This window comes from Aeromonas sp. CU5 (assembly GCF_002586745.1).
GTDB classification, from domain to species: domain Bacteria; phylum Pseudomonadota; class Gammaproteobacteria; order Enterobacterales; family Aeromonadaceae; genus Aeromonas; species Aeromonas sobria.
Genome location: NZ_CP023817.1, coordinates 2,922,501 through 2,944,258 on the forward strand (window position 1 = coordinate 2,922,501; position 21,758 = coordinate 2,944,258).

The following is a 21,758-nucleotide window of genomic DNA, read 5'->3' on the forward strand; positions in this document are numbered from 1 at the left end:
TCATATCAACACACAGCCTTTATACAGACTTATCCACAGGTGCGGGTGAAATGAGGACGTTTTGCACCGGATAAATGTCTCACAACGGTACCGGCACTCATCCATCATCGCCGCACCGTCGCGTCTGACTCGCGGTTCCAACGACCGCTTCTATATAAGGAGGCATATATAGCAGTGCTTATCCCAATCCTGCCTCTTTAGCCCAGCACGCCATCAGCTCGCTGGCGGGAAGATCCCGGCAGCCAGAGACATTCTGCCCAGCCCAGAGCGGAGAGAAGCCGCTGTCACCCATTTTTCGGCTGCGGCGCGCAGCGGTGCCAGTGCACCACTGGCAGAGGGGAAGTGAGGGGCAAGATCCGAGATCGAGCCCAGCTCACGCATCAGACGGTTGACGATACCCCGCGCCGGACGGCCACTGAACAGATTGGTCAGTGCCGTCTGCTGGCCTTGGGGCGAGTGGAGGATGGCGCGATGCAGCGCCGAGGTGGTCGCTTCATCAGAGCAGAGAAAGGCAGTGCCCATCTGCACGGCACTCGCCCCCTGCGCCAGCGCATTGGCGATCCCCTTGCCATCGACGATACCACCAGCAGCAATCACCGGGAGATCGGTCGCGGCGAGGATCTGCGCCAGCAAGGTCAAGGTGTTCTGCTGCAAGGCGAGATCATCAGAGAGAAAATGACCGCGATGACCGCCCGCCTCCAACCCCTGGGCGATGATGGCATCGGCGCCGTGTTGAGCGAGCCATTCGGCCTCCGCCACCGTGGTGGCGCTGGCAAAGACTCTGGCACCCGCCGCTTTCACCCGGGCAAGCAGCTCGGGAGCGGGCAGGCCGAAATGGAAGCTGACTACGGCGGGGTTGAACTCGGTCAGGATGGCGGCATGCTCCTCATTGAAGGGGGCACGGCTTGGCGCCGTCGTGACCGCTGGGGGCTGTACGCCAAACTCGGCATAGTAGGGAGCAAGGTGTTGCTGCCAGCTGGCCAGCGCAACGAGATCCGGCTCCCGTTGCTGATGGCAGAAGAAGTTGATGTTAAATGGCCCAAGACCACGTTGGGCAAGACGCGCCAGTTCGCCGCGCAGCTCAGCTGGCGTGAGCATGGCGGCAGGCACGGAGCCCAAACCGCCCGCTCCGGTCACGGCCAGCGCCAGCTCGCTGCCCTGCACACCTGCCATGGGCGCCTGGATAATGGGATAACGCATCCCCAGCTCGGCAAACAGGCTCATCCGTTCACCCCGAGCAGCAGGGCCCGCTCTGTCGGGCCAAACCGGTTGTTGCCATCCATCTGTCAGACTCCTTTCCGATAGCCGTGGTTAAACATCAGGCCCGCAAGGGGCCTGATGAAGAGAGTGAAGGCTTAACGCACGCTGCGCAGCAGGAAGTCCGGCTGACCACAGGAGCGGCGCTCGCGCTTTTGCATCTCGGCGGAGCAGGTGACCGCATCCGTTCCCGCTTTATTGACGCAGATATAGATCTCCCGCAGGAAGCGGCCACCATCGGCGCAAGCCACCGTGATGTTGTCGGGGGCCAGCCACTGGTTGGCACTCGCCAGATCGGCCTTGAGCTGGAAGCTGGTTTTGCGCAGCGGCTCTTCCGGGGATTGATAGGCCGCCGGGATCTTCACCTTCTGGCGCAGGTCGCTTGCCAGCTGATGGAACTGGGGCTGACTCAAGCCGGAGCAGGTGCCGTGCTTCTCCCACTCATGGCGATAGAGGAAACGACTGGGGTAGAGGTCGGCAAACTCGCTCTCCATATCGGGATCGAGCCGTTCGCGAGTGCAGTTGCTGGGGTAACCACGATCGTACTGGGGCCAGATACCGTGCAGCACGAACCCTAGCTTGCGGGAACACTGATCCCGATCTGCCGGTTTGACGGCGCAATGCTCGGGCGACCAGGAGAGCGCCATGGCGTAATAGTCAAACGCCCCTGCCTCCCCTTTGGCCTGCACGGCCGAGGAGAGCAACAAACCACCCGCCAACAGGGCAATCATCTTCTTCATCTATATATGTCCATCTAACGCGACGCTTGGATGACCGCCATGCTCCCATATTCTGGCGGCGGGAAACAGCCATGCCGAGACGGCGCGCGACAAGGGTCAGACCAGTCAGGGGTTTCACCGGAGGGCGAGCAGGGGTAAGCTGACCGACCGGTAGGCTCCTCGTCCACCACCAGATAATCCCTCTTGGCAACCACAGGATGTAACATGATCCGCAAGAATCCCTCCGGCCACCTGCCTGTCATCGACGAATCAGCCTATATCGACAAGACCGCTATCATCTGCGGCAAGGTAATCATCAAAGAGAATGTCTTCGTCGGCCCCTATGCGGTGATCCGCGCCGACGAGGTGGATGCCAACGGCGAAATGGAACCCATCGTCATCGGCGCCAACTCCAATATTCAGGATGGCGTGGTGATCCACTCCAAATCCGGCGCCGCCGTCACCATCGGCGAATACACCTCCATCGCTCACCGCTCCATCGTCCACGGGCCGTGTGAAGTGGGGAACCGGGTCTTTATCGGTTTCAACAGCGTGCTGTTCAACTGCCATATCGGCGATGGCGCCGTGGTGCGTCACAACTCGGTGATCGATGGCTGCGATCTGCCGCCGGAGTTCTACGTCCCCTCCACCACCCGCATCAACCAGCAGAGCGATCTGACCCATATTCCGCGGGTCTCGGTAGATGCCGCCGAGTTCTCCGAAGACGTAGCTCACACCAATATCGATCTGGTCAAAGGGTACAAAGCGCTCTCCAACGAGTTCTGATCTCTTCTTTAATTACCAGACCACAAAACGGGCGCCGAGGCGCCCGTTTGTTGTCTGACTATCTATGAAGGCTAGATGGCCCTGACGCAGGTAGCGGCATAGGCCTCGTCCGCCAGATCCCACAACAGGTCGCCAGTGCTCAGGTCGAGCAGCGGCAACTCACCATCGTCATTGGCAGTCGCATCGCTGCTCCAATAACGGTTGTAGAGCGGCCACCCCTGCTGCTGGAGCAACTGCTCCGTCGCTCCATCCTTGTTGTAAGCGGCAAACAGCGCCTCCAACTCGGCCCGGGTCGGTAGACGCCAGTCATCATGACCGCGCGCCACCAGCTGCTGGCAGTAGTCGCGAGCCCGGGTCTGGCTCATGGTCACATACTCCAGCGGGAAGGGATTGTAGTCACCATCGCTGTCACTGCTCACACCGTCATAGGCAATGCCCATCCGCTGTGCCTCGCCCTGAGTCAGCTGGCAGACAAAGGCTAGCTTGCCTGCCACCAGCTCAGGTTGACGACAGCCACGGGCAAAATCGGGCTGGGCATCCACCACCTGCACCGTCACGGTCAACGCATGACGAGCCGTGGTCGCCACCAGTCGTGCCGTACCGACCGCCATACCGCGTACCTCGCCCTCCGGGCTCACGGTGGCGAACTCCGGCTGTTCACTGCGCCACACTACTGGCGCATCTAACGAGCTGAGAGAACCATCGCTCAGTTGCCACTGCAGTTGCAGAGGAAGAGTCCGCCCTACTTCCAGCTGAGGCTGAGCAGGCAGCACCGCCAATCCGGTGATCACCGCCCCCACCGGGGTTGGGTCATCCGCCTCACTCACTCCCAGATCAGCAACCGTGGCCGGAATGCGGCGCGGCTCGGCCGAGGCACTGCGCAAAAACTCGCCGATGGCATCCAGCTCGTCATTGCTAAGGCCAAGGGCATGCAGATGATCGGAGGCTTTGGGGAAGAAGGGATCGTATTGATCCGCACCGGTCGGGAAGCCGACACCGCTGCTCCACTTGGTCACGCCAAAGTTGTACATGGCCACCACCCCCTGCACCGAGCCGCCGATGCGCTGGGCCAGGATCGGGAAGATGCCGTTGTGCATATAAGGGCCGGTAAAGGCGACATCCCGCAAGCTGGGGGTCTTGAAGCGACCGACGTCAGCCTTGTTGCGGGTCTGCAAGAAACGACCGCGATCTTCCTGCTTGCCGCGACCGTAATAGGTGAGCCCCACACTCTCGAATCCGTGCTGGCTCAGTAGCGGGCCGGAGTGGCAGTTCATGCAGCGGCCATCGGTGCGATAGAGGTGCATCCCCCACAGCGCCTTGTCACTGAGCGCCTGACTATCCCCTTTGACGAAGCGCTCAAAATCGCTGTCGCGGCTGATGATGGTGCGCTCGAAAGTGGCGATCGCCTTGGCGATCCGCTCCAGCGTGATTCCCTGATCGCCAAAGGCGATGGCAAAGGCTGCCTGATAGTCGGGGCTGGCCTGCAAACGGGCCAGCAGCTCATCATGGCTCAGCGCCATTTCGATGGGATTCTGGATCGGGTGAAGTGACTGCTCCTCCAGCGTGGCGACCCGCCCGTCCCAGAACTGGGTCGAGCTGAAGGCGCTGTTGAGGATGGAGGGGGCGTTGCGATTGCCCTTCTGACCCAGATGACCAACCGACACGCTCAGGCCGTCGCTCCACCCCTTTTGCGGATCGTGGCAACTGGCACAGCTGATGTCCCGTCCCTTGGAGAGCTGTTTGTCGAAAAAGAGCTGCTGACCCAGCACCACCTTGGCTCGGCTATAGGGGTTGTCGGCCGGGAAGGGAACGGCAGGCAGCGGCCCCAGCTCCTGCCATTCGACCCCTTCGTCCACCCTGGCGGCAGGCCATTGGGCTGACGCGCCGCTGTACTGGGCGCGCAGAGCCGCCATGTCCGGCTTGCTGCTGTCTCGCACCACGGAGGGGCGCACCGGATAGGGTGCCAGCGCATACCAGAGCAGACTGCCCTCCCCCTCATCCAGCCAGGTTCGGGTCGCCAGCTGATAGAGACGGGGCTGACCCGCACCATCCTGCAGCCAGATCTGGGCGGGCAGGGCGACAGCAAAGGTATTGGGGTAGCGCCATGCCGACTTGTCACTGCTCAGCAGTCGCTCGAATTCGGTAAGGGTCGGCAGGCGCCAGTCGCTACGGCTGCAACCGGTCGGCCCCGCCGCCAGTTGTGGCCGGGTGGCAGCAGGCAGGGCTGTAGTACCACTGCCATAAAGCCAGTACTGGCTGCCCTTGACCCCGCTGACCGTGCGCACATCGTGCAGGCACTGCCAGGGACCGCGTGCCACCAGCTGACCCTGCTCATCAAGGCGCAGCAGATCCGCCGTCTCCGGCTCGTCCGGCTGGCTGGGATTGGCGGGATAGAGCTGAGAGCGGGCGGACTGGATCTGGGCGCTGTTGCTGCGCTGATACCAGCTGCGCGCCTGCTTGTCATCGCGCAGGGCCAGCAACATCTGCCAACTGTCGGCATAGTCGAGCACGGCGCCCGGCTGGCGCTGGGCCAGCAGGAAAGCGGCGTAATCCTCAATGGCCGCCTGTTGCTGCACGCGGATCTCCTCTGCCCTGCCCCACTCGGCCTGACTGAGGGAGCCATCTCCGCTCTGATCCGCCAGCAGGAAGAGCGCTGTCTCCTCCTCGTTCAATCCCAGCCGCGGCACGCTGTTGCGGCGCGCCAGAGTGATCCCGGCCGAGAGATCCGCCACCCGCACCGATACCGCACGCAGCAGATAGCCCTCGTCGCTACCGAGCAGCTCCAGCGGCTGATCCAGTTGCAGACCCGCTGGCAAGGTGATGCTGACAGGTTGGCCCGGTTCGATGGCCTGTTGCACGCGGATCCCGGTTGCGACCTGTTTCACCTCGAGCTGTACCCCCACCCCCAACCGATCGGCCACCTTGATCTCAATGGTCAGGGGAACCCGGGTATGGGTTTCTGGCTGCACTGTTGGTGGCACTATGGGTGGCGTGACGGGCGGTTCGGTCGGCTTGACGACCGGCGGGGTCACCTCGGGTGAGGGGGTCATCGACGTATTGCTGTGATTGTCATTGCATGCGGTCAGGGCCAGCAGGCTGAGCAGTAAAAGGCTGGTTTTCATTCGTTATGGTTAGGTGGTCAGACAAGTGCGCGATTATCCAACCAAATGCCAATCATTATCAATTGCATTCAATTAATATGCTTTTTGACAACAACTCCTTATCCGCAACTCCTTATCAGCCAATGAGAGAGGGCAGCCTCTTTGGCTGCCCTCTCTTGCTTAAAACCCGCTTGTCGAACAAGCCAGACAATCTTCAGGAGCACTTCTTCAGGCTGATATGCCAGTTGGCGCCGGATTGCACCTGATGCTTGGCGGCAAAGCTATCCATGTTCAGCGCCACCGACACCTGCAGCAGGCTGTTGAGATAGACCAGCGGCTGCCCTTCCGGCACATCGCCGAAGCTACTGACGTAAGGCGCCTTGCCGTCATATTTGACCGCAGACCCTTCGCTGATCTTGATGCAGGCATTGTCACCCTTGTTGATCCCCGCCTTGGTCAGCTGGGTATCGTCGATGTTGGTCCAGACGTTGCCGTACTGCACATCGAGGATCGGGATGGTGCCCTTGAGGGTGCCATCCTTCTCGGCTACCGCAGGCTGATAGGGGATCTTCACCACCTCGGCAGGCAGTTTCGGGCCTACCTGCTCGTAGCTGATGGCGCCGGAAGCGAGCCGCGCGCCGGTATAGGCATACACATCGCGGCCGTGGAAGGTGTAGGACTTCTCGGAACCCTTGAGCCGGTTGGTCTTCTCATCGATCTGGCGCACTGTGTCGATACCGAAGTGCTCCGCCACCAGGGTCAAAGTGCCGTTGTCCGGGGTAACGATGTAGTGACCGCTCTTGGTCTTGAGCACCACCGAGTGGCGATCGGTGCCCACGCCGGGATCTACCACGCTGACAAATACGGTGCCCTTGGGCCAGTACTGCAAGGTCTGGTAGAGGCGGTAGGAGGCTTCCCAGATGTTGTAGGCCGGGATCTCGTGGGTCAGATCATAGAGCGGCAGGGTGCGATCCACCCCGAAAGCGACCCCTTTCATGGCTGACACGGCGCCATCTTTGAGGCCGAAATCGGTCTGGATCACCAGCGCTTCGTTGGCGGCGGCGATGCCACTGGCCAGCATGAGGGCGAGCGCGATGGCGCGGGGAGCGGTGCGAATATCCATATCTGAACTCCTGAATCATCTGAGGATAACGAAACGGCAACAGCCATTTAGACATCCAGACTGCCACCTATAGATTTTTTTGCAAGGGGTTTGCAACAAAGTGAGAGGCGACTCGCAGAAATTGTGCTCGCCAAACGGCGGCGGGGGAGGTATCAAAGGCAGAATGGGAAAACGTTTACAATACAGGAGCGCAGCACCATGACACAACCGGTACCGGAGATGATGACCCTGCTGCTGGAGATTGGTGAACAGAGCAGCCAGGTCTGGCTGAGCCAGCCCGAGGGGCCGCCATTGGCCATCCCGCTGGCCTTTGGCACCCACGCCATCCAGCCCGGGCCGTTTCGCCATGCGCCGCCCACCCCGCTCGAACTGGAGCGGGCCATCATGGTGGTGGAAGATGAGCTGATGCGCATCGCCCCGCAGATCCCGCCCGGCTTGCAGCTGACCCTGCGCAGCCAGCCGTCACTGGCCGAAGTGCTGGGGGACAATGAACTGAGCCGGGATCTGGTGGAGCAGGCCTTTTGCCAGCTGGCCGCCATGGCGGAAGGGGATCCCCTCGCCGCCAGCTTGCTGCCCCGCGACGAGCACTTTGCTGCCGTGCTGCTGACCGTCAGGGAGTGGCTGCACCATCTGGCCAGCGAGAGCGTGCTGATCGTGGAGTAAGGGTAAATAAGTGGTGAGGGCTTCAGCTTCTGGCAAGGGTTGTCGGTGGATCCTGTCGGAATTTCTTTCGCGTATACTTGGCTCACACGGCGCCCGCGTCCCCATCTGTACTGCACCCAGACACCTATGACCTTATTTTCAGGTAAACCCCCAGCCTTGCGCTGGCCACCGGCGCTTGCTCGCCAGTTCATCGTCAAAGTGCTCGGATTAGCCCTGCTCGCCCTGACCGGGTTGGGCTGCGTCTTCTATTACACCTATCAGAGCCTGCGGTACGATATGGATCTCATCACCGCCAAGCAGAAGAACGTGTTCGAGGTCTTCTATCAGCGGGCCAAGATCCTCGAGGTGGAGAACATCACCAGCTATCTCGCCTACCAGCAGTCGCTGAAGTCCCCCAACCACCTCGTTCGCAACAAGCCGAACACCAACTACCTCTATGGCTACGACCTGAGAAGCAAATACCGCTTTGCCGATATTCCGCTGCAATACCCGGCCGCCAATATCCTCAACACCTTCCGCTATGCCCTCTCCTATCCGGAAGTGATCAACATCTACACCATCTGGAATGACTACCGGCTGATCGGCATGGTGGCCGACAACGATGTGTTGCCCGTCAGACTGGCACCGATCAAGGTGGATCTGATGACACTGCCCGCCTGGTACCACTACTTCGGTTGCGCCAGCTTTGCGCCCGGCCGCCCCTTCTGCAGCGCCGATGAGGCCTTTGTCTCCGATATCGAGATCGACAGCTTCAGCATGCGCAGCACCATAGTAATGAGCTTCCCCTTCATTCATCCGTCGGGGCGCGACGGCTACCAATACGGGCGGCTCAGCATCGACATCGCCGTCGATGAGGCGTTTCGCGATGTGCTGCGCCCCTTCGACACCGTCAACCCGACCCGCACCAACATCTCGTTTGAAGCTGCCGAACCCTGCCATCGCTGGCACGTCTGCCTGAGCAAACCCTTTATGCGCACCAAGGCGGGGGAAGATCTCTATCTCAAGTGGTCCTACAGCTGGCTCGATTTCGTCAAGCTGACGCTGCAAGGTGCCGCCTTCAAGGTCTATCTCATCGTGCTGCTGTTGGGCATGATTACCTGGAAGCAGCTCTATCTGCGGCTGCGTGCCCTGGCCCACACCGACCACCTGACCCGGCTGCCGCGCAGGGACATTCTCAGCCAGAGTCTGCTCCATGAGCACGACTACCTGATGATCCTCGATATCGACAACTTCAAGTCGATCAACGACCGCTATGGTCACGCCGTCGGCGATCTGGCGCTGATGGCGTTCTCCCGCCATATCAAAGGCAGCATCCGCAAGGTCGATACCGCCATCCGCTGGGGCGGCGAGGAGTTTGTCTTGCTGTTCAAGGGGATGGAGGATGACGAGATGATGATCCACTCCGCTGGCCGCCTGCTGGATCGGCCCTTGCGGATCCCCGAGCTGCCCACCCCCATCACCTTCTCCGCCGGGGTGATCCGCATTCGCGACTACCTCACCGTCACCGAGGCGGTGCATCTGGCCGACGAGCTGCTCTACCACGTCAAACAGCACGGCAAGCACAACATCGCCTGCTACACGGGCAAAGCGATCCGGCTGATCCGCCCGTTGCCGGACGACGCAGAGTCATAGCCGCCTTCTGCCGCTCCCCCTGCTTCTGTTACCATCGCGGCCACGATCACTCACTGCATCGTGGCCGCAGGCCGCGATAACCCCGACTGGTGCCCTCTATGTCTATTGCCTCATTCGCCGAACTGGCCCTCTCCCCCCGTCTGCAGCAGACCCTGAGCGAGCTGGGCTATGCCGCCCCCACTCCCATTCAGGCCAACGCCATCCCGGTCATTCTGGCGGGGCGGGATCTGATGGCGGGGGCCCAGACCGGCACCGGCAAGACCGCCGCCTTTGTGCTGCCGCTGCTGGAGCAGCTGCTGCAACATCCGGCGAACGACACCGCACGCCCAATCCGTGCGCTGGTGCTGGTGCCGACCCGCGAGCTGGTGGTGCAGGTCGCCGAGAGTGTAGTGCGCTACGGCCAAGGCACCGGTCTCACCAGCACGCAAGTCTACGGCGGGGTGAGTATCGCGGCGCAGGTCGACGCGCTGAAAAACGGGGTGGATCTGCTGATCGCCACCCCGGGTCGGCTGCTCGACCATCTGCGTCAGGGGGCATTGAGCCTTGATAGCCTCAGCCATCTGGTATTTGACGAAGCGGATCGCATGCTCGACATGGGCTTTATGGACGAGATCAAAGCCCTGCTAAAACAGATCCCGGCGGATCGCCAGACCCTGCTCTTCTCCGCCACCTGCGACGACAACCTGTTTGCCTTGAGCAAGGTGCTGCTGCGCGACCCCGAATTAATTGAAGTGGCCCCGCGCAACACCACGGCGGCCGAGGTGGAACAGCGGGTCTACACAGTGGATGGCGATCGCAAGGTGGCTTTGGTGGAGCACCTGATCAAGGTGAAGGGGTGGGCGCCGGTGCTGATCTTCAGCCGCACTCGGCAGGGGGCCGACAAACTGGCCCAGCAGCTTGGCAAGGCGGGCATCAATGCGCTCGCCTTCCATGGCGATCTGTCGCAAAGCGCGCGAGAAAAAGTGCTGCTGGAGTTTCGTGCTGGCACCTTGCAGGCGCTGGTCGCCACCGATGTGGCGGCCCGCGGCCTCGATATCACGGATCTCAACTACGTGATCAACCTTGAGTTCCCGTTTGTGGCGGAGGATTACGTCCACCGTATCGGTCGCACCGGCCGCGCAGGCAACAAGGGGCTCGCCATCACCCTGTTCAGCCCGGAAGATGCGCCGCTGCTGGAGAAGGTGGAAGCTGTGCTCGACACCCGCCTGCCCCAGCAGTGGTTTCCCGGTTTTGAGCCGGATCTCACCCGCTTCGAGCCCGAGCCGCGCCGCAACAGCAAGGCGGCCCAGAAGCAGCGCGCCAGAAAGCAGGCGCTCGCTGGCAACAAGGGTGGCAAGGGTGGCAAGGGCAAACGCTAAGCCGCCCTGCGCCGCCAACAAAAAACGCCCACTCGGGCGTTTTTTGTTATCTGACAGGGGCCAGCTCTTGGCGAGTAGCAACCTAGCGGGTCGCCAGCACCAGTGGCAAGGATCGCAAGATCTGCCGCTCCGCCAGGGTCGAGAGGATAAACATCACCAGATAACCGAGCCCCAGCGCCACGATAATCGCCACCACGTTGGCGGTGAACTCGGCCACCAGATAGTAGGCGGCGACCAGCGCCACTATGCCCGCCAGCCGGATCAGCAAGCTCTGGGTAAAGTGACCGTGAGCCTTGATATAGGCAAGCTGATAGCCGTTAAGCATCATAAAAATGAAGAAGATGGAGAAGTGGAACAGCACAGGCACCGCCCCCACGTAGTCGGCGGGGAAGAACAACAGCACCAGCGGCTTGCCCGCCAGCAGCATCAAGCCAAAGAAGGCCAGACTGACGATGGCGGAGAGACGGAAGATCCAGCGCCGGATCATCCTGATCTGACGGTGATCGCCATTGCGCAGATTGACCGCCAGCTCAGGCAGCACAAAGCGGTAGATGGGGAAGACAAACAGAGTGGTCATATAGGTGAAGATGGGGCGCACCACCACCTGAAAATCCCCCAGCTCGTCGATGCTGAAGTGGCGGATGGTGAGCAGCACTGTGATGTAGATCATCAGGATGCTGGCCCCCGCCTCCAGCGATGCGGTAAAGCTCTTCTTCACATAGCTCACCATCTCGGGGCCGAGCGCCACCTTGGCCAGCGGCTTGGTAGCGATGGCTCGGCGGCGCGAGACATACATATAACCGGCGATGGCGAGCGACGAGAAGGTCAGCCCGTAGAAGAGCGAGGCAAGCGCATCCATCCCCAACCCGAAGTAACAGGCCATAAACAGCAGACCGTTGGCCAGTGGCTCCAGCCAGGTGACCCGGTTGGAGAGCTGATACATCCGGTACATGGCCACCAGATTGGTGAAGTAGACCTTGAGCCCCAGCCCGAAGATGACCCCCACCAGTTGCAGATACTCCACCCGGATATGGAGCCCGTGCTTGATATAGGGGATCACCGCCCCCCAGGTGAGCAGCACAATGCCGATGAGGAAGTAGCGGAAGATATTGATGATGTCCCGATCGTTTTTGGTCTGGGAGTAGCTCACCACCATGGAGGAGCGAAAACCTGTCATCAGGATAAAGGAGAGGGAGATCAAATCCACCACGCTGTTGAACAGCGCCAGCTCCCCCTTGGCGACCCACTGCGCCAGCCACACCTTGAAGGCGAAGCCGATAACGATGCTGACCAGCGAGGCCCACATCCCGGTGATAAATGCCTGCTTGAGGCGCGCGAGAGAGGCATATTGCATAACGAAAATGGATAACTTTCAAAAAATGACAGAACGCCATCTTATGAAAGCCTCCCTCCCTTGAACAGCCTTAATCTCGCAGTGCCAACGCCCGCAATAAGTGGCCGCAGAAAAGCCGCAACAGCAAAACCCCCGCTTATTTCCTGAAAGCGGGCGTTTTGTGGTGTGCCGTTATGGCTGCTGATTGCAGCGATGGCACGGCTTGCTGCCAGTCTGTCGCACAACCCTTATGACTGCGGCACTGCCTTGATCAGCTCTTCATAGTGATCAATCAACTCGGGGCCGTGCAGCGGCGAATCGTGGCCGCCAATCACCGTCTTGATCGGCAGCTTCATCGCTTTGAGCCGCTCGATGGTCTGCGGATACGCCTTCACATTGGCAAAGCTCAGGTTGCCCAGCTTCTCCTTGAGGATGCAGTTGCCATAGAGCACCTGCTCGTCGGGGAAGTAGACAAAGATGCCGTCCGGCGTATGGGCCGGGCCCGCATAGAAGGCGCGCACCTTGCCCTCTTGCAGGATGAAGTCGCCATCGTGCACCACGTTTGGCAGCACCAGCGGCAGATCCGGATACTCCGGCAGCCCCTTGCGGGTAAAGGCGACAATCTCGGCCCAGTCGCTCTTCATCAGATCCCGGGTCTGGCGCGTCGCCACCACCTTGGCCCCGATGGACTTCCAGTAGGCGTTACCGCCCGCCCGATCGGTGTGGTAGTTGGTGTTGATCACCTCCAGCACCGGCTTGCTGCTGACCCGTTTGATCAGCTTGTGCAGCTCGCGGGCGGTATCCGGCGTCCAGGTCGCCCCCACCACCGTCACCCCCTTGGCCCCGAAATAGACCATGGAGTTCTCTTTGACGTAGTAGTTATCCTCCACCACATAGACCGGGCCGCTCACCTGCTTGAGCTCAATCCCAGCCGCCCGCACGCTGCCGCCCCAGAAACTCGCCATCAGCACCACGGCTCCGGCCAATGTGCACTTCATCCAACCTTTCATCATCTTGCTCCCTCGAACCAACCGCCCCCTCGCCACCCCTGTGGCAAGCCGGGCCTTTTAAGCAGTGGGCAGAAGATACGGGGGATTTGTGAGGGGAAAATGAGGTTGTGTGAAGAGACGGTGAAGTCGGGGGGACGTCGTCGCCAATCCCGCCAGACACGACATAGCAGGCCACCCCAAACCACGTAGGGACGATTAGCGCAGCGTAATCGTCCGCATACCGCCGCGCACCGAGTTACGGCAAGACCGACAGGAAACTCTGGATACCAGCGGCTTCTCGGCCACCTTTCGCGATCGTCCGAATACGCTGCGCTATTCAGTTTCTACGGCTCTACGAGATGAGCATATGGCGCACAACATACGAAATGTACATGAGTCGAAATGCTGGGAATCCCTGAATATCCCAAGTTACAATGAGCAGGAAAATCACCTTCAACAGCTTCACTTGGAGATATAGATGGGAAGGCAAGCTGGGCACCATTATATTCCTGCTAGCTATTTAGCTGGATTTACCATGGACAATAATAAAAGTGCACAATTTTGTGTAGTTCCCGTCGATGGAAAAAAAACTTATAAAACTAGCCCTACCAATGTTTGTAAATCAAGAGATTATTACTCCCTGCCTGGATTGGCAGACAGCTTATCAATTGAAAAATTCTATGCCACAGATATTGAACCAAAAATAAAACTTACTTTAGATTTTATGGAAAATAATAAAACTATACCATCTAAAGAAGATTTGACTGGCCTATTTTTATTAGGTGCCACTTTGTGGTTAAGGAACCCAAAGAGAAGAAACTTACTAACTGAAAATTTACTTTATATAGAGAACTTCATTGATGATGGCTTAAGTGATGGAATCAAAGTAACTAACAGACATAAACTCATGGCAACAAAAGGTAATATCATATCAGCGGAGCTAACATCGTTAAAAATAGCTATTAACTCCTTTAGTAATAAACACTTTCAACTCTTCATATCTGAGCCTTCACAAAAGTTCATTACATCTGATAACCCATGTTATATCAGCCATCGAGATATGATGAAAGGAATATATTTAGGTCTCGATACACCTGAAAATGAAATCTGTTTTCCTATTAATAAAAACATGGCAGTGATAGCGAGAAATGAACCTTGTAAACAGTCAACATTTAAAGCAGATGAAAAATTTGTTTCGCTATTAAACACAAAAATAGCGGGAACTGCTCAGAGGTGTTTCTTCACAGCAGAAGACTCTGTACTTTTGTTAGATAAAGACATGAAAACATATGAACATTTATTTAAGCCATCAGAAGGCTGGCATCAAAAATAACACTTTCCACACATCCATCTAACTATGGAAATTAATTCCAATCACTTGCTTATATTTGCTTATTGGGTTGAGGATGGAAAATAAAAAACCACCCACATAGTGATGGGTGGTTATATTTTCATTATCCCCAGACGAACACGGGCTATTTAGCCCCAACCACCAATCACCCCAACGGCGGCGTCCGTGGCGGCACCATACGCTTGCTGCCGGTGGACTCGAAGGCCGAGGCAAAGCGCAGCAGGTTGTTGTCGTCATAGGCGCGACCGGCGAAGGTCAGGCCCACCGGCATACCGATATCGGCCATCACCCCCATGGGGACGGTGACGGTCGGCACGCCGAGATGGCGAATGGCGAGGTTGCCGTTGGCAACCCAGATGCCATTGCTCCAGGCGATATCGGCGCAGATCGGATTCACATCCGCGTCAGCCGGGCCGACGTCGGCGACGGTGGGGAACAGCACGGCGTCGAGCTTGAGCCCGTCCATCCACTCCTCCAGATCCAGCTTGCGGGTCTTTTCCAGACCACGCAGGCCGTCCGGCACTGTGGGGATCTCGTCAAAGCGCTTGATGCCGCGCTTGGCCATCTTGACGTACTCGTCCATGCCCGCCGCCAGCTCGCCCTCGCGATTCGGCAAGGTGCCCGGATCGTGGGGGAAGATCTGGGGCCCATCGACATCTTCAAGTTTGTTCAACTTGGGATCGCCATTGGCGCGCAGGAAGTCGTCGAACGCCCAGCCGGAGAGCTCCCACAGCTCGTCGTTGAGAAACTCGGGGCTCACGATGCCACGATTGAACACGGTCGGCGCGCCGAGTCGGTCCCCTTCGCAGTTGGAGACCAGCGGGAAGTCCACTTCGATGACTTCAGCGCCAGCTGCTTCCAGCGCCTTGCGCGCTTCTTCCCAGAGGGCAATCACGGAGTCGCGGGTATGGATGCGCTGACCGGTCGGGCCACCGATACCGGGGTTTTCGCTGGTGCCAGCCAGTTCATCCTTGTTGATAAACATGCGCGGCACACCGAGGCGCTTGCCCTTGAGGGCATCAGGCTTGGCCGCCAGTTCCAGATAGGATGCCGGACGCACTTCAGAGGCCTTGGGCAGCTTCACCCAGGGCTGCATGCGCCACAGATCGCCACGGGTGTCGGCATCGTCAGCCACCACTACGTCGAGCACTTCCAGCAGGTCGTTCATGGTGCGGGCATAGGGCACCACCACATCCATGGTCGGAGTCAGCGGCCAGTTACCGCGCACCGAAATCACGCCACGGGACGGGGTGTAGGCGCACAGACCGTTGTTGGAAGCGGGGCCACGGCCGCTCGACCAGGTCTCTTCGGCCAGACCAAAGGCGGAGAAGCTGGCGGCGGTGGCAGTACCGGCCCCGTTGGAAGAACCAGAAGCAAACGGCGCGGTCAGGTAGCTGGCGTTGTAGGGGCTCTCGGCACGGCCATAGACGCCGCGCTGCATGCCGCCATTGGCCATCGGTGGCATATTGGTTTTGCCAAGGCAGATGGCACCGGCGGCGCGCAGGCGCTCAACGGTAAAGGCATCGCGCTGGGCCACCAGATCCTTGAAGGCCGGGCTGCCGGAGGCGGCGGTCAGCCCCTTGACCAGATAGCTGTCTTTGGCTGTGTAGGGGATGCCATCGAGCGGCCCCAGGGTTTCACCACGGGCGCGGCGGGCATCGGAAGCCTCGGCTTCTTTCAGCGCATCGGGATTGGCGACCACCACGGCGTTGAGTTTGGTGGCACTCTCGGGGCCGTTGTAGGCGGCGATACGGGCCAGATAGGCCTTGACCAGTTCGACCGCGGTGGTGCGGCCTGATCCGAGCGCGGCACGCAGCTCGGCAATGGAAACCTCTGTCACTTCGATCATGGGGATCTCCTGTAAAAGGGTGACTGTTTGTCATGATGATCGCCGCATCAGCGCCTGCGACCATCACACTATCAAGAGATAAAACCCCACTGCGTGGGGTTTTGAATACCAACCTCAGCTGGCTTAGAACCGGTTTACGACCCGTCGCGAGAGGTCGTCAGCAAGGTGAAGAGCAGCACAGGAACCGGAGCGTATGTGAATACATGAGCCGTTTGTTCCACATAAGCGAGCTGCACATGAGCCTTGATCACGGCCTCGCAGCAGGATCGTCATCCGGTTCTTACTGGCCGGAGGGGATCTGCTGAGTAATGCAGTGGATATTGCCACCGCCCAGCAGGATCTCGCGGGCCGGTACGCCGATCACGGTGTGCTCCGGGAAGATCTCTTCCAGAATTCGCTGGGCTTCGCCATCGGTGGCGGCATCCAGCAGCGGGTAAACGATGCGATCGTTGGTGATCAGGAAGTTCACATAGGAACCGGCCAGACGGCCTTCCGCCTCGCGCGGCACACCGCTGCCGCTCTCGACGCCAGCAGACTCTTCCTCGGTGCAGAACAGCGGGCCCGGCTGGGGTAGCTTCCACACTTTCAGCTTGCGACCCTTGGCATCGACCGCAGCTTCCAGCACCTTGAGGGCGGCCACGGAGCGGGCGTACTGGGGATCGTTCTGGTCATCAGTCCAGTGCAGGGCCACTTCACCCGGACGCACGAAGCAGCACATGTTGTCGATGTGACCGTCGGTTTCGTCCATGTAGACGCCTTCGTCCAGCCAGATAAAGCTGGTGACGCCCAGATAGTCGCGCAAGTGAGCTTCGATCTGCGCTTTGCTCAGGTGCGGGTTGCGGTTCTCGTTGAGCAGGCACTCGGCGCTGGTCAGGCAGGTGCCTTCGCCATCGACGTGGATGGAGCCACCTTCCAGAATGAGCGGCGCGTCGTAACGGGCCATGCCGTGCTGGGCCAGCATCTGGGCCGCCACTTCCTCATCCTGATTCCACGGGTAGTAGAGACCGCCCTTGTGGCCGCCCCAGGCGTTGAAGCCCCAATCCACCCCACGGCACTCGCCTGCGGCGTTGGTAACGATGGTCGGGCCGGTATCGCGGGCCCAGCAGTCATCGCTGTTCATTTCGACCAGGGTCACATGGGCGGGCATGATGGCGCGGGCCTGCTCCATAAACTGGGCTGGCACCCCCATAAAGACCGGCGTGGCACCGCCGATGGCATCGGCTACCTTGGCAAAGGTGGGCTGGGCGAAGCGACCGGCCTCACGCCAGTTGTCAGGGCGAAACGGCCAGATCATCCAGACGGCCTGCTGGTGCGCCCACTCGGCGGGCATGGTGAAGCCGTCGGCGGCCGGTGTGGAATGAATGGTCTTGATGCTCATCGCAAGGCTCCTTGCATGGATTGAGGCCCCCCATTGACGCCCGAAGCGGCGCGGGAACCCTGAAAAAATAACAGTGGGTCGCAGTGTAAGAAGTTGCGCCCCTATCCATCAAATGAATAGGATGGATTGTCCCATAAACACGGCGAATAATCCCCCCATGAAACTGCACCAGCTCGACCTCAATCTGCTGCTCGCCTTTGACGCCCTGATGACGCAGGGCAGCGTCACCCGCGCCGCCGAAACGCTCTTTATCAGCCAGCCCGCCATGAGCCATGCGCTCAACCGGCTGCGTACCTTTCTCGGCGACCCGCTGCTGGTACGCACCCCACAGGGGATGCTGCCGACCCCGCGCGCCCAGCGGCTGCATCTCGGGGTGCAGCAGGCGCTGCGGCTGCTGGAGCAGCAGCTCTGGGAGGAGGAGGAGTTCGAGCCGATCCATTCCAGGCGGCGCTTCGTGCTCTGCACCACGGATTATGTGGAGTGCGTGCTGATCCCGCCGCTCATTCAACGGCTCAGGCGGCTGGCCCCCTGCGTCACCATAGAGATCCGCATACTGCGCGACACCCTGCCGGAGGCGGAGCTGGCGAGCGGCGAGATCGATCTGGTGCTGGGGTTTGACGAGTACATGCAGGTGCCGGGGTATCTCGGCAAGGAGACCTGGCTCACCGAGCCGCTGGCCGGGCTGGTGCGCGCCGATCTGCCGATTGCCACATCAGCCCCCGCCGGTGCTGAGGATGACCCCTCCCAGTGGATGGAGCGCATCACCTTGCCGCAGCTGATCGCCATGCCCCATGTGTTCCACTCGCCGCTGGGCACCTCGGAGGCGAGCCTCGACCGCTATCTGAAGAGTCAGGGCTTTAGCCGCACCATCTCGGTCAACAGCCAGAGCTATATGTCCGCCGCCGCCATCGTCAGCCAGAGCGATCACCTGCTGGTGCTGCCCAGCATGGTGGCCGAGCTGCTCGCCACCCACTGGCCGCTGAAAAGCCTGCCGCTGCCCGAAGACGTACCGGATTATCACCTCAACTGCGTCTGGCATCCCGTACATGCCCAGCAACCCGCGCTGGTATGGCTGAAAGATTTAATGAAAGAGCTGGTGGGGCCGAGGTAAGGCCACTGCGTCTGGCATACCCCATCGCCACGCGCAGCAACCGGCACTGGTATGGCTGAAAGATTTGATGAAAGAGCTGGTGGGGCCGAGGCAAGGCCGAGGTTCATCTCCCGAAAACAACAGTGGCTCCCGAAGGAGCCACTGTTGTTTCTGCGCTATCGCGTTACGCCCGCAGGGCCCGCATCAGCTGGGCGACTACGTCGTCGAGCAGGGGGCGGTCGGGGCGGCACTGGGCGAAGGTGACCAGACCTTGCAGGTTGATCAGCAGCAGAGCGGTCAGAGTGCGGATATTGCTATCCGGGGCCAGTTCGCCCTTTGCCTGCGCCTGCGTCAGCAACTCGGCCAGATCCTGCTCCAGCTCGCCGTAGATCCCCTTGACCCGCTGGGTCAGCTCCTCATCCTGTTCGCTCAGCTCCATCATGGTGCGAGTCACCAGACAGGAGCCGCAGAGCGCCTCCCCCACAATCCGGTCGAGATAGGCAGCAAGGCCCGCCAGCGGGCTCGGGTTGTCGAGCAGGGAGCGGCGCAGGGTGCGTTTGCCCTCGACATAGTGATCCACCGCCGCCAGCAGCAGGCCGCGCTTGTTGCCAAAGGCGCCGTAGATGCTGCCCGGGTGCAGGCCGGTAGCGGCCACCAGCTCCTGCATGGTGGTCTTGGCGTATCCCTTGGCGCGAAACGCTTCCATGGCATTTCGCAGTACTTCGTCCCGATCAAACTCGGCTATGCGCATGGTTCCTCCCGTGGGAAATGGTTCATCGGCAGGGGGCAAAAAGGGCCGCCGATAAAGAGTGTCTGGAAAGGGCGGCAAGTTTACCCCAGCCGCCCGCTCGGGCCAACCATCTTGAACGCGCATTCAAAAAAAAGCTTGCGCCCGACGTAAAAAACGTCTTGAATGCACGTTCAAGAATAACCCGTTCAGGACAACCTATCATGAATACCCTGTTTCAGCCGTATCGCCTTAATGACACTCTGACCCTGGCCAACCGCTTCATGATGGCCCCGCTGACCCGCTGCATGGCAGGCCCAGGTCTGGTGCCGACCGAGCAGATGGCTGCCTATTACGGCCGCCGCGCCGACATCGGTCTGATTATTTCCGAGGCCGTCATCATTCGCCCCGACGCGCAGGGCTACCCCAATACCCCGGGCCTGTTCACCCAGGCCCAGATCGATGGCTGGAAGAAAGTGACCAGCGCCGTGCACGCCAAGGGCGGCAAGATCTTCGCTCAGCTGTGGCACGTCGGTCGTCTCTCCCACCCCTTCTTCCATCAGGGCGAAGTGCTGGCCCCCTCTGCCGTGGCCCATGAGGGCACCATGCCGCGCATGCGCGAGCTGACCTATCTGGTGCCGCGCGCCCTGACCGAAGCCGACATCGCCCAGCTGGTAGAGGATTACGCGACGGCCGGTGCCAACGCCATCGAAGCCGGTTTTGACGGGGTGGAGATCCACGGAGCCAACGGCTACCTGATCGATCAGTTCCTGCACCACTCCACCAACCTGCGCACTGACAACTACGGTGGCAGCCCGGAGAAGATGAGCCGCTTCGCGCTGGAAGTGGTCGATGCCATCAGCGCCCGTATCGGCGGTGATCGGGTAGGCATTCGCCTCTCCCCCGGTGCCTATGTTCATCTGGAGGGCAGCCCGGAAGATCGCGCCGTGTTCGACCATCTGCTGGGCAAGCTCAACGATCGCCCGCTAGCCTATATCCACCTCGGCATCTTCGATGACAACCTCACCTTCGATTATCTGGGTGGCCGCGCCTCCGACTATCTGCGCGCCAACTACAAGGGCAATCTGGTCGGGGTGGGCAACTACGACGCCGAGCGCGCAGCCGTGGCCATCGAGGCCAACCGCTTCGATCTGGTGGCAATCGGTCGTCCGCTCATCGCCAACCCGGATTACCTCACCAAGGTGAAGAATGGCGAAGCGCTGGTGCCCTACGCCGACACCATGCTGGCTGAGCTGGTATAACCGCGAAGCCATCGCCAGACGACAGGCAATAAAAAACGAGGGGAGCTGTTGCTCCCCTCGTGCTATCTACTTGTTCTACCGTTCAGCCATTTTTTGCCATCATGGCAACCTTCTCAGGTGCGAAACAGTGCCTCAATGGAGAGCCCCTGACTCAGCAGGATCTCCCGCAGACGGCGCAGCCCCTCGACCTGGATCTGGCGCACCCGCTCGCGGGTCAGGCCAATCTCGGCACCGACATCTTCCAAAGTGGCAGGCTCATAACCCAGCAAGCCAAATCGGCGAGCCAGCACTTCACGCTGCTTGGGATTCAGCTCTTCCAGCCAGTGCACTATGCTGGCGCGCATGTCGTCATCCTGGGATTCCAGCTCAGGCCCCATGCCACGCTCGTCGGAGATCACATCCAGCAGCGCCTTGTCGCGATCGCCGCCGATGGGGGTATCCACCGAGGTGATCTTCTCGTTGAGCTTGAGCATGCGGTTCACGTCGGCTACCGAACGATCCAGCGCGAAGGCAATATCCTCGGCTGTGGGTTCGTGGTCGAGACGGTGAGAGAGCTCGCGCGCGGTACGCAGGTAAACGTTTAACTCCTTGACCACATGAATGGGCAGACGAATGGTGCGGGTCTGGTTCATGATGGCCCGCTCTATGGTCTGGCGGATCCACCAGGTGGCATAGGTGGAGAAACGGAAGCCGCGCTCGGGGTCGAACTTTTCGACCGCACGGATAAGACCGAGGTTGCCCTCTTCGATGAGATCCAGCAGCACCAGGCCGCGGTTGTTGTAGCGACGGGCGATTTTCACCACCAGTCGAAGGTTGGACTCGATCATGCGCTTGCGGGCTGCTTTGTCACCCCGCAAGGCACGACGGGCGTAGTAGACTTCCTCTTCGGCAGTAAGCAGCGGGGAGAAACCTATCTCCCCCAGATAGAGTTGCGTGGCATCCATCACCTTGTTCAGTTCCGGTGCCAGCAACTCATCGGAGATCGTCTCTTCTGCCTCGGCAGTGACCTCCTGCAACCCTTCTGCTTCTACCTCATCGTCATCCTCATGGGAATGAGACTCAGCGTCAAACTCTAACTCTGCATCCTGCATTACCAGTTGTTCTTGGCTCATGGTGTGTCTCCCTGACGTTACCAGAGTA

Annotated in this window: 17 protein-coding genes and 1 pseudogene (1 of these 18 only partly in view); 8 read left to right on the forward strand and 10 right to left on the reverse strand. The window is 60.0% G+C overall.

Features of this window, described 5'->3' with window-relative positions:
• Positions 1 to 54: the 3' end of a hypothetical protein gene (locus tag CK911_RS21220; RefSeq protein ID WP_157774559.1), read on the forward strand. 303 nt of this gene lie to the left of the window's left edge; 54 of the gene's 357 nt are visible here — the last part of the coding sequence; its start codon lies beyond the left edge, outside the window; its stop codon occupies positions 52 to 54.
• A gap of 124 nt (positions 55 to 178) precedes the next feature.
• Here CK911_RS21220 and CK911_RS12875 read toward each other — a convergent pair.
• Together CK911_RS12875 and CK911_RS12880 are read right to left on the reverse strand one after the other, a co-directional pair.
• A pseudogene (locus CK911_RS12875) lies at positions 179 to 1,224 on the reverse strand (NAD(P)H-dependent flavin oxidoreductase).
• Positions 1,225 to 1,355: 131 nt separating this feature from the next.
• Complete coding sequence (locus tag CK911_RS12880) at positions 1,356 to 1,997, reverse strand: ribonuclease (protein WP_098970395.1); 642 nt, start codon at positions 1,995 to 1,997, stop codon at positions 1,356 to 1,358.
• Between the two features lie 204 nt (positions 1,998 to 2,201).
• On the opposite strand from CK911_RS12880, the gene CK911_RS12885 reads away from it, so the two are divergent.
• Entirely contained in the window at positions 2,202 to 2,762 is a 561-nt protein-coding gene (locus CK911_RS12885; RefSeq protein ID WP_005343397.1) for a carbonate dehydratase, read from the forward strand.
• Positions 2,763 to 2,833: 71 nt separating this feature from the next.
• Here the strand turns inward: CK911_RS12885 and CK911_RS12890 are convergent, their stop codons facing one another.
• Positions 2,834 to 5,884: a cytochrome c peroxidase gene (locus CK911_RS12890; protein ID WP_098970397.1), complete on the reverse strand. Its 3,051-nt coding sequence runs from the start codon at positions 5,882 to 5,884 to the stop codon at positions 2,834 to 2,836.
• Between the two features lie 193 nt (positions 5,885 to 6,077).
• Complete coding sequence (locus CK911_RS12895; protein ID WP_098970399.1) at positions 6,078 to 6,986, reverse strand: S-adenosyl-l-methionine hydroxide adenosyltransferase family protein; 909 nt, start codon at positions 6,984 to 6,986, stop codon at positions 6,078 to 6,080.
• A 198-nt stretch (positions 6,987 to 7,184) separates the two neighbouring features.
• Here CK911_RS12895 and CK911_RS12900 point away from each other — a divergent pair, with 198 nt between their 5' ends.
• The 3 genes from CK911_RS12900 to CK911_RS12910 all read left to right on the forward strand — a co-directional run bounded on the left by CK911_RS12900 (position 7,185) and on the right by CK911_RS12910 (position 10,639).
• On the forward strand, positions 7,185 to 7,649 hold the full coding sequence (locus CK911_RS12900; protein ID WP_098970401.1) for a hypothetical protein: 465 nt from the start codon (positions 7,185 to 7,187) through the stop codon (positions 7,647 to 7,649).
• 156 nt (positions 7,650 to 7,805) lie between these two features.
• Positions 7,806 to 9,281 carry a GGDEF domain-containing protein gene (locus tag CK911_RS12905; protein WP_098970404.1) on the forward strand — a complete coding sequence of 492 codons (1,476 nt, stop codon included), beginning with the start codon at positions 7,806 to 7,808 and terminating at the stop codon, positions 9,279 to 9,281.
• A gap of 98 nt (positions 9,282 to 9,379) precedes the next feature.
• Complete coding sequence (locus CK911_RS12910) at positions 9,380 to 10,639, forward strand: DEAD/DEAH box helicase (protein ID WP_098970406.1); 1,260 nt, start codon at positions 9,380 to 9,382, stop codon at positions 10,637 to 10,639.
• An 82-nt stretch (positions 10,640 to 10,721) separates the two neighbouring features.
• Here the strand turns inward: CK911_RS12910 and CK911_RS12915 are convergent, their stop codons facing one another.
• Positions 10,722 to 11,993: a hypothetical protein gene (locus CK911_RS12915; RefSeq protein WP_098970409.1), complete on the reverse strand. Its 1,272-nt coding sequence runs from the start codon at positions 11,991 to 11,993 to the stop codon at positions 10,722 to 10,724.
• A 227-nt stretch (positions 11,994 to 12,220) separates the two neighbouring features.
• Entirely contained in the window at positions 12,221 to 12,970 is a 750-nt protein-coding gene (locus CK911_RS12920; RefSeq protein ID WP_253860326.1) for a CphA family subclass B2 metallo-beta-lactamase, read from the reverse strand.
• A gap of 469 nt (positions 12,971 to 13,439) precedes the next feature.
• On the opposite strand from CK911_RS12920, the gene CK911_RS12925 reads away from it, so the two are divergent.
• A complete protein-coding gene (locus CK911_RS12925; protein WP_098970413.1) occupies positions 13,440 to 14,294 on the forward strand; it encodes a DUF4238 domain-containing protein in 855 nt (284 codons plus the stop codon).
• A gap of 163 nt (positions 14,295 to 14,457) precedes the next feature.
• On the opposite strand, the gene CK911_RS12930 is transcribed toward CK911_RS12925, so the two are convergent.
• Together CK911_RS12930 and aguA are read right to left on the reverse strand one after the other, a co-directional pair.
• Complete coding sequence (locus CK911_RS12930) at positions 14,458 to 16,161, reverse strand: amidase (RefSeq protein ID WP_098970416.1); 1,704 nt, start codon at positions 16,159 to 16,161, stop codon at positions 14,458 to 14,460.
• A gap of 280 nt (positions 16,162 to 16,441) precedes the next feature.
• Entirely contained in the window at positions 16,442 to 17,539 is a 1,098-nt protein-coding gene (gene aguA, locus CK911_RS12935; RefSeq protein ID WP_098970420.1) for an agmatine deiminase, read from the reverse strand.
• Positions 17,540 to 17,696: 157 nt separating this feature from the next.
• Between aguA and CK911_RS12940 the strand changes: the two genes are divergently transcribed.
• Positions 17,697 to 18,650 (forward strand): LysR family transcriptional regulator, encoded by a 954-nt coding sequence (locus CK911_RS12940; RefSeq protein WP_098970422.1) that lies wholly within the window; start codon positions 17,697 to 17,699, stop codon positions 18,648 to 18,650.
• Between the two features lie 163 nt (positions 18,651 to 18,813).
• Here the strand turns inward: CK911_RS12940 and CK911_RS12945 are convergent, their stop codons facing one another.
• Positions 18,814 to 19,380, reverse strand: coding sequence for a TetR/AcrR family transcriptional regulator (locus tag CK911_RS12945; RefSeq protein WP_005343372.1), 567 nt, complete (start codon positions 19,378 to 19,380; stop codon positions 18,814 to 18,816).
• A 200-nt stretch (positions 19,381 to 19,580) separates the two neighbouring features.
• On the opposite strand from CK911_RS12945, the gene CK911_RS12950 reads away from it, so the two are divergent.
• Positions 19,581 to 20,618, forward strand: coding sequence for an alkene reductase (locus CK911_RS12950; protein ID WP_172954014.1), 1,038 nt, complete (start codon positions 19,581 to 19,583; stop codon positions 20,616 to 20,618).
• Positions 20,619 to 20,731: 113 nt separating this feature from the next.
• Here CK911_RS12950 and rpoS read toward each other — a convergent pair whose 3' ends face one another.
• A complete protein-coding gene (gene rpoS / locus CK911_RS12955; protein WP_042021453.1) occupies positions 20,732 to 21,730 on the reverse strand; it encodes an RNA polymerase sigma factor RpoS in 999 nt (332 codons plus the stop codon).
• Positions 21,731 to 21,758 lie beyond the last annotated feature (28 nt).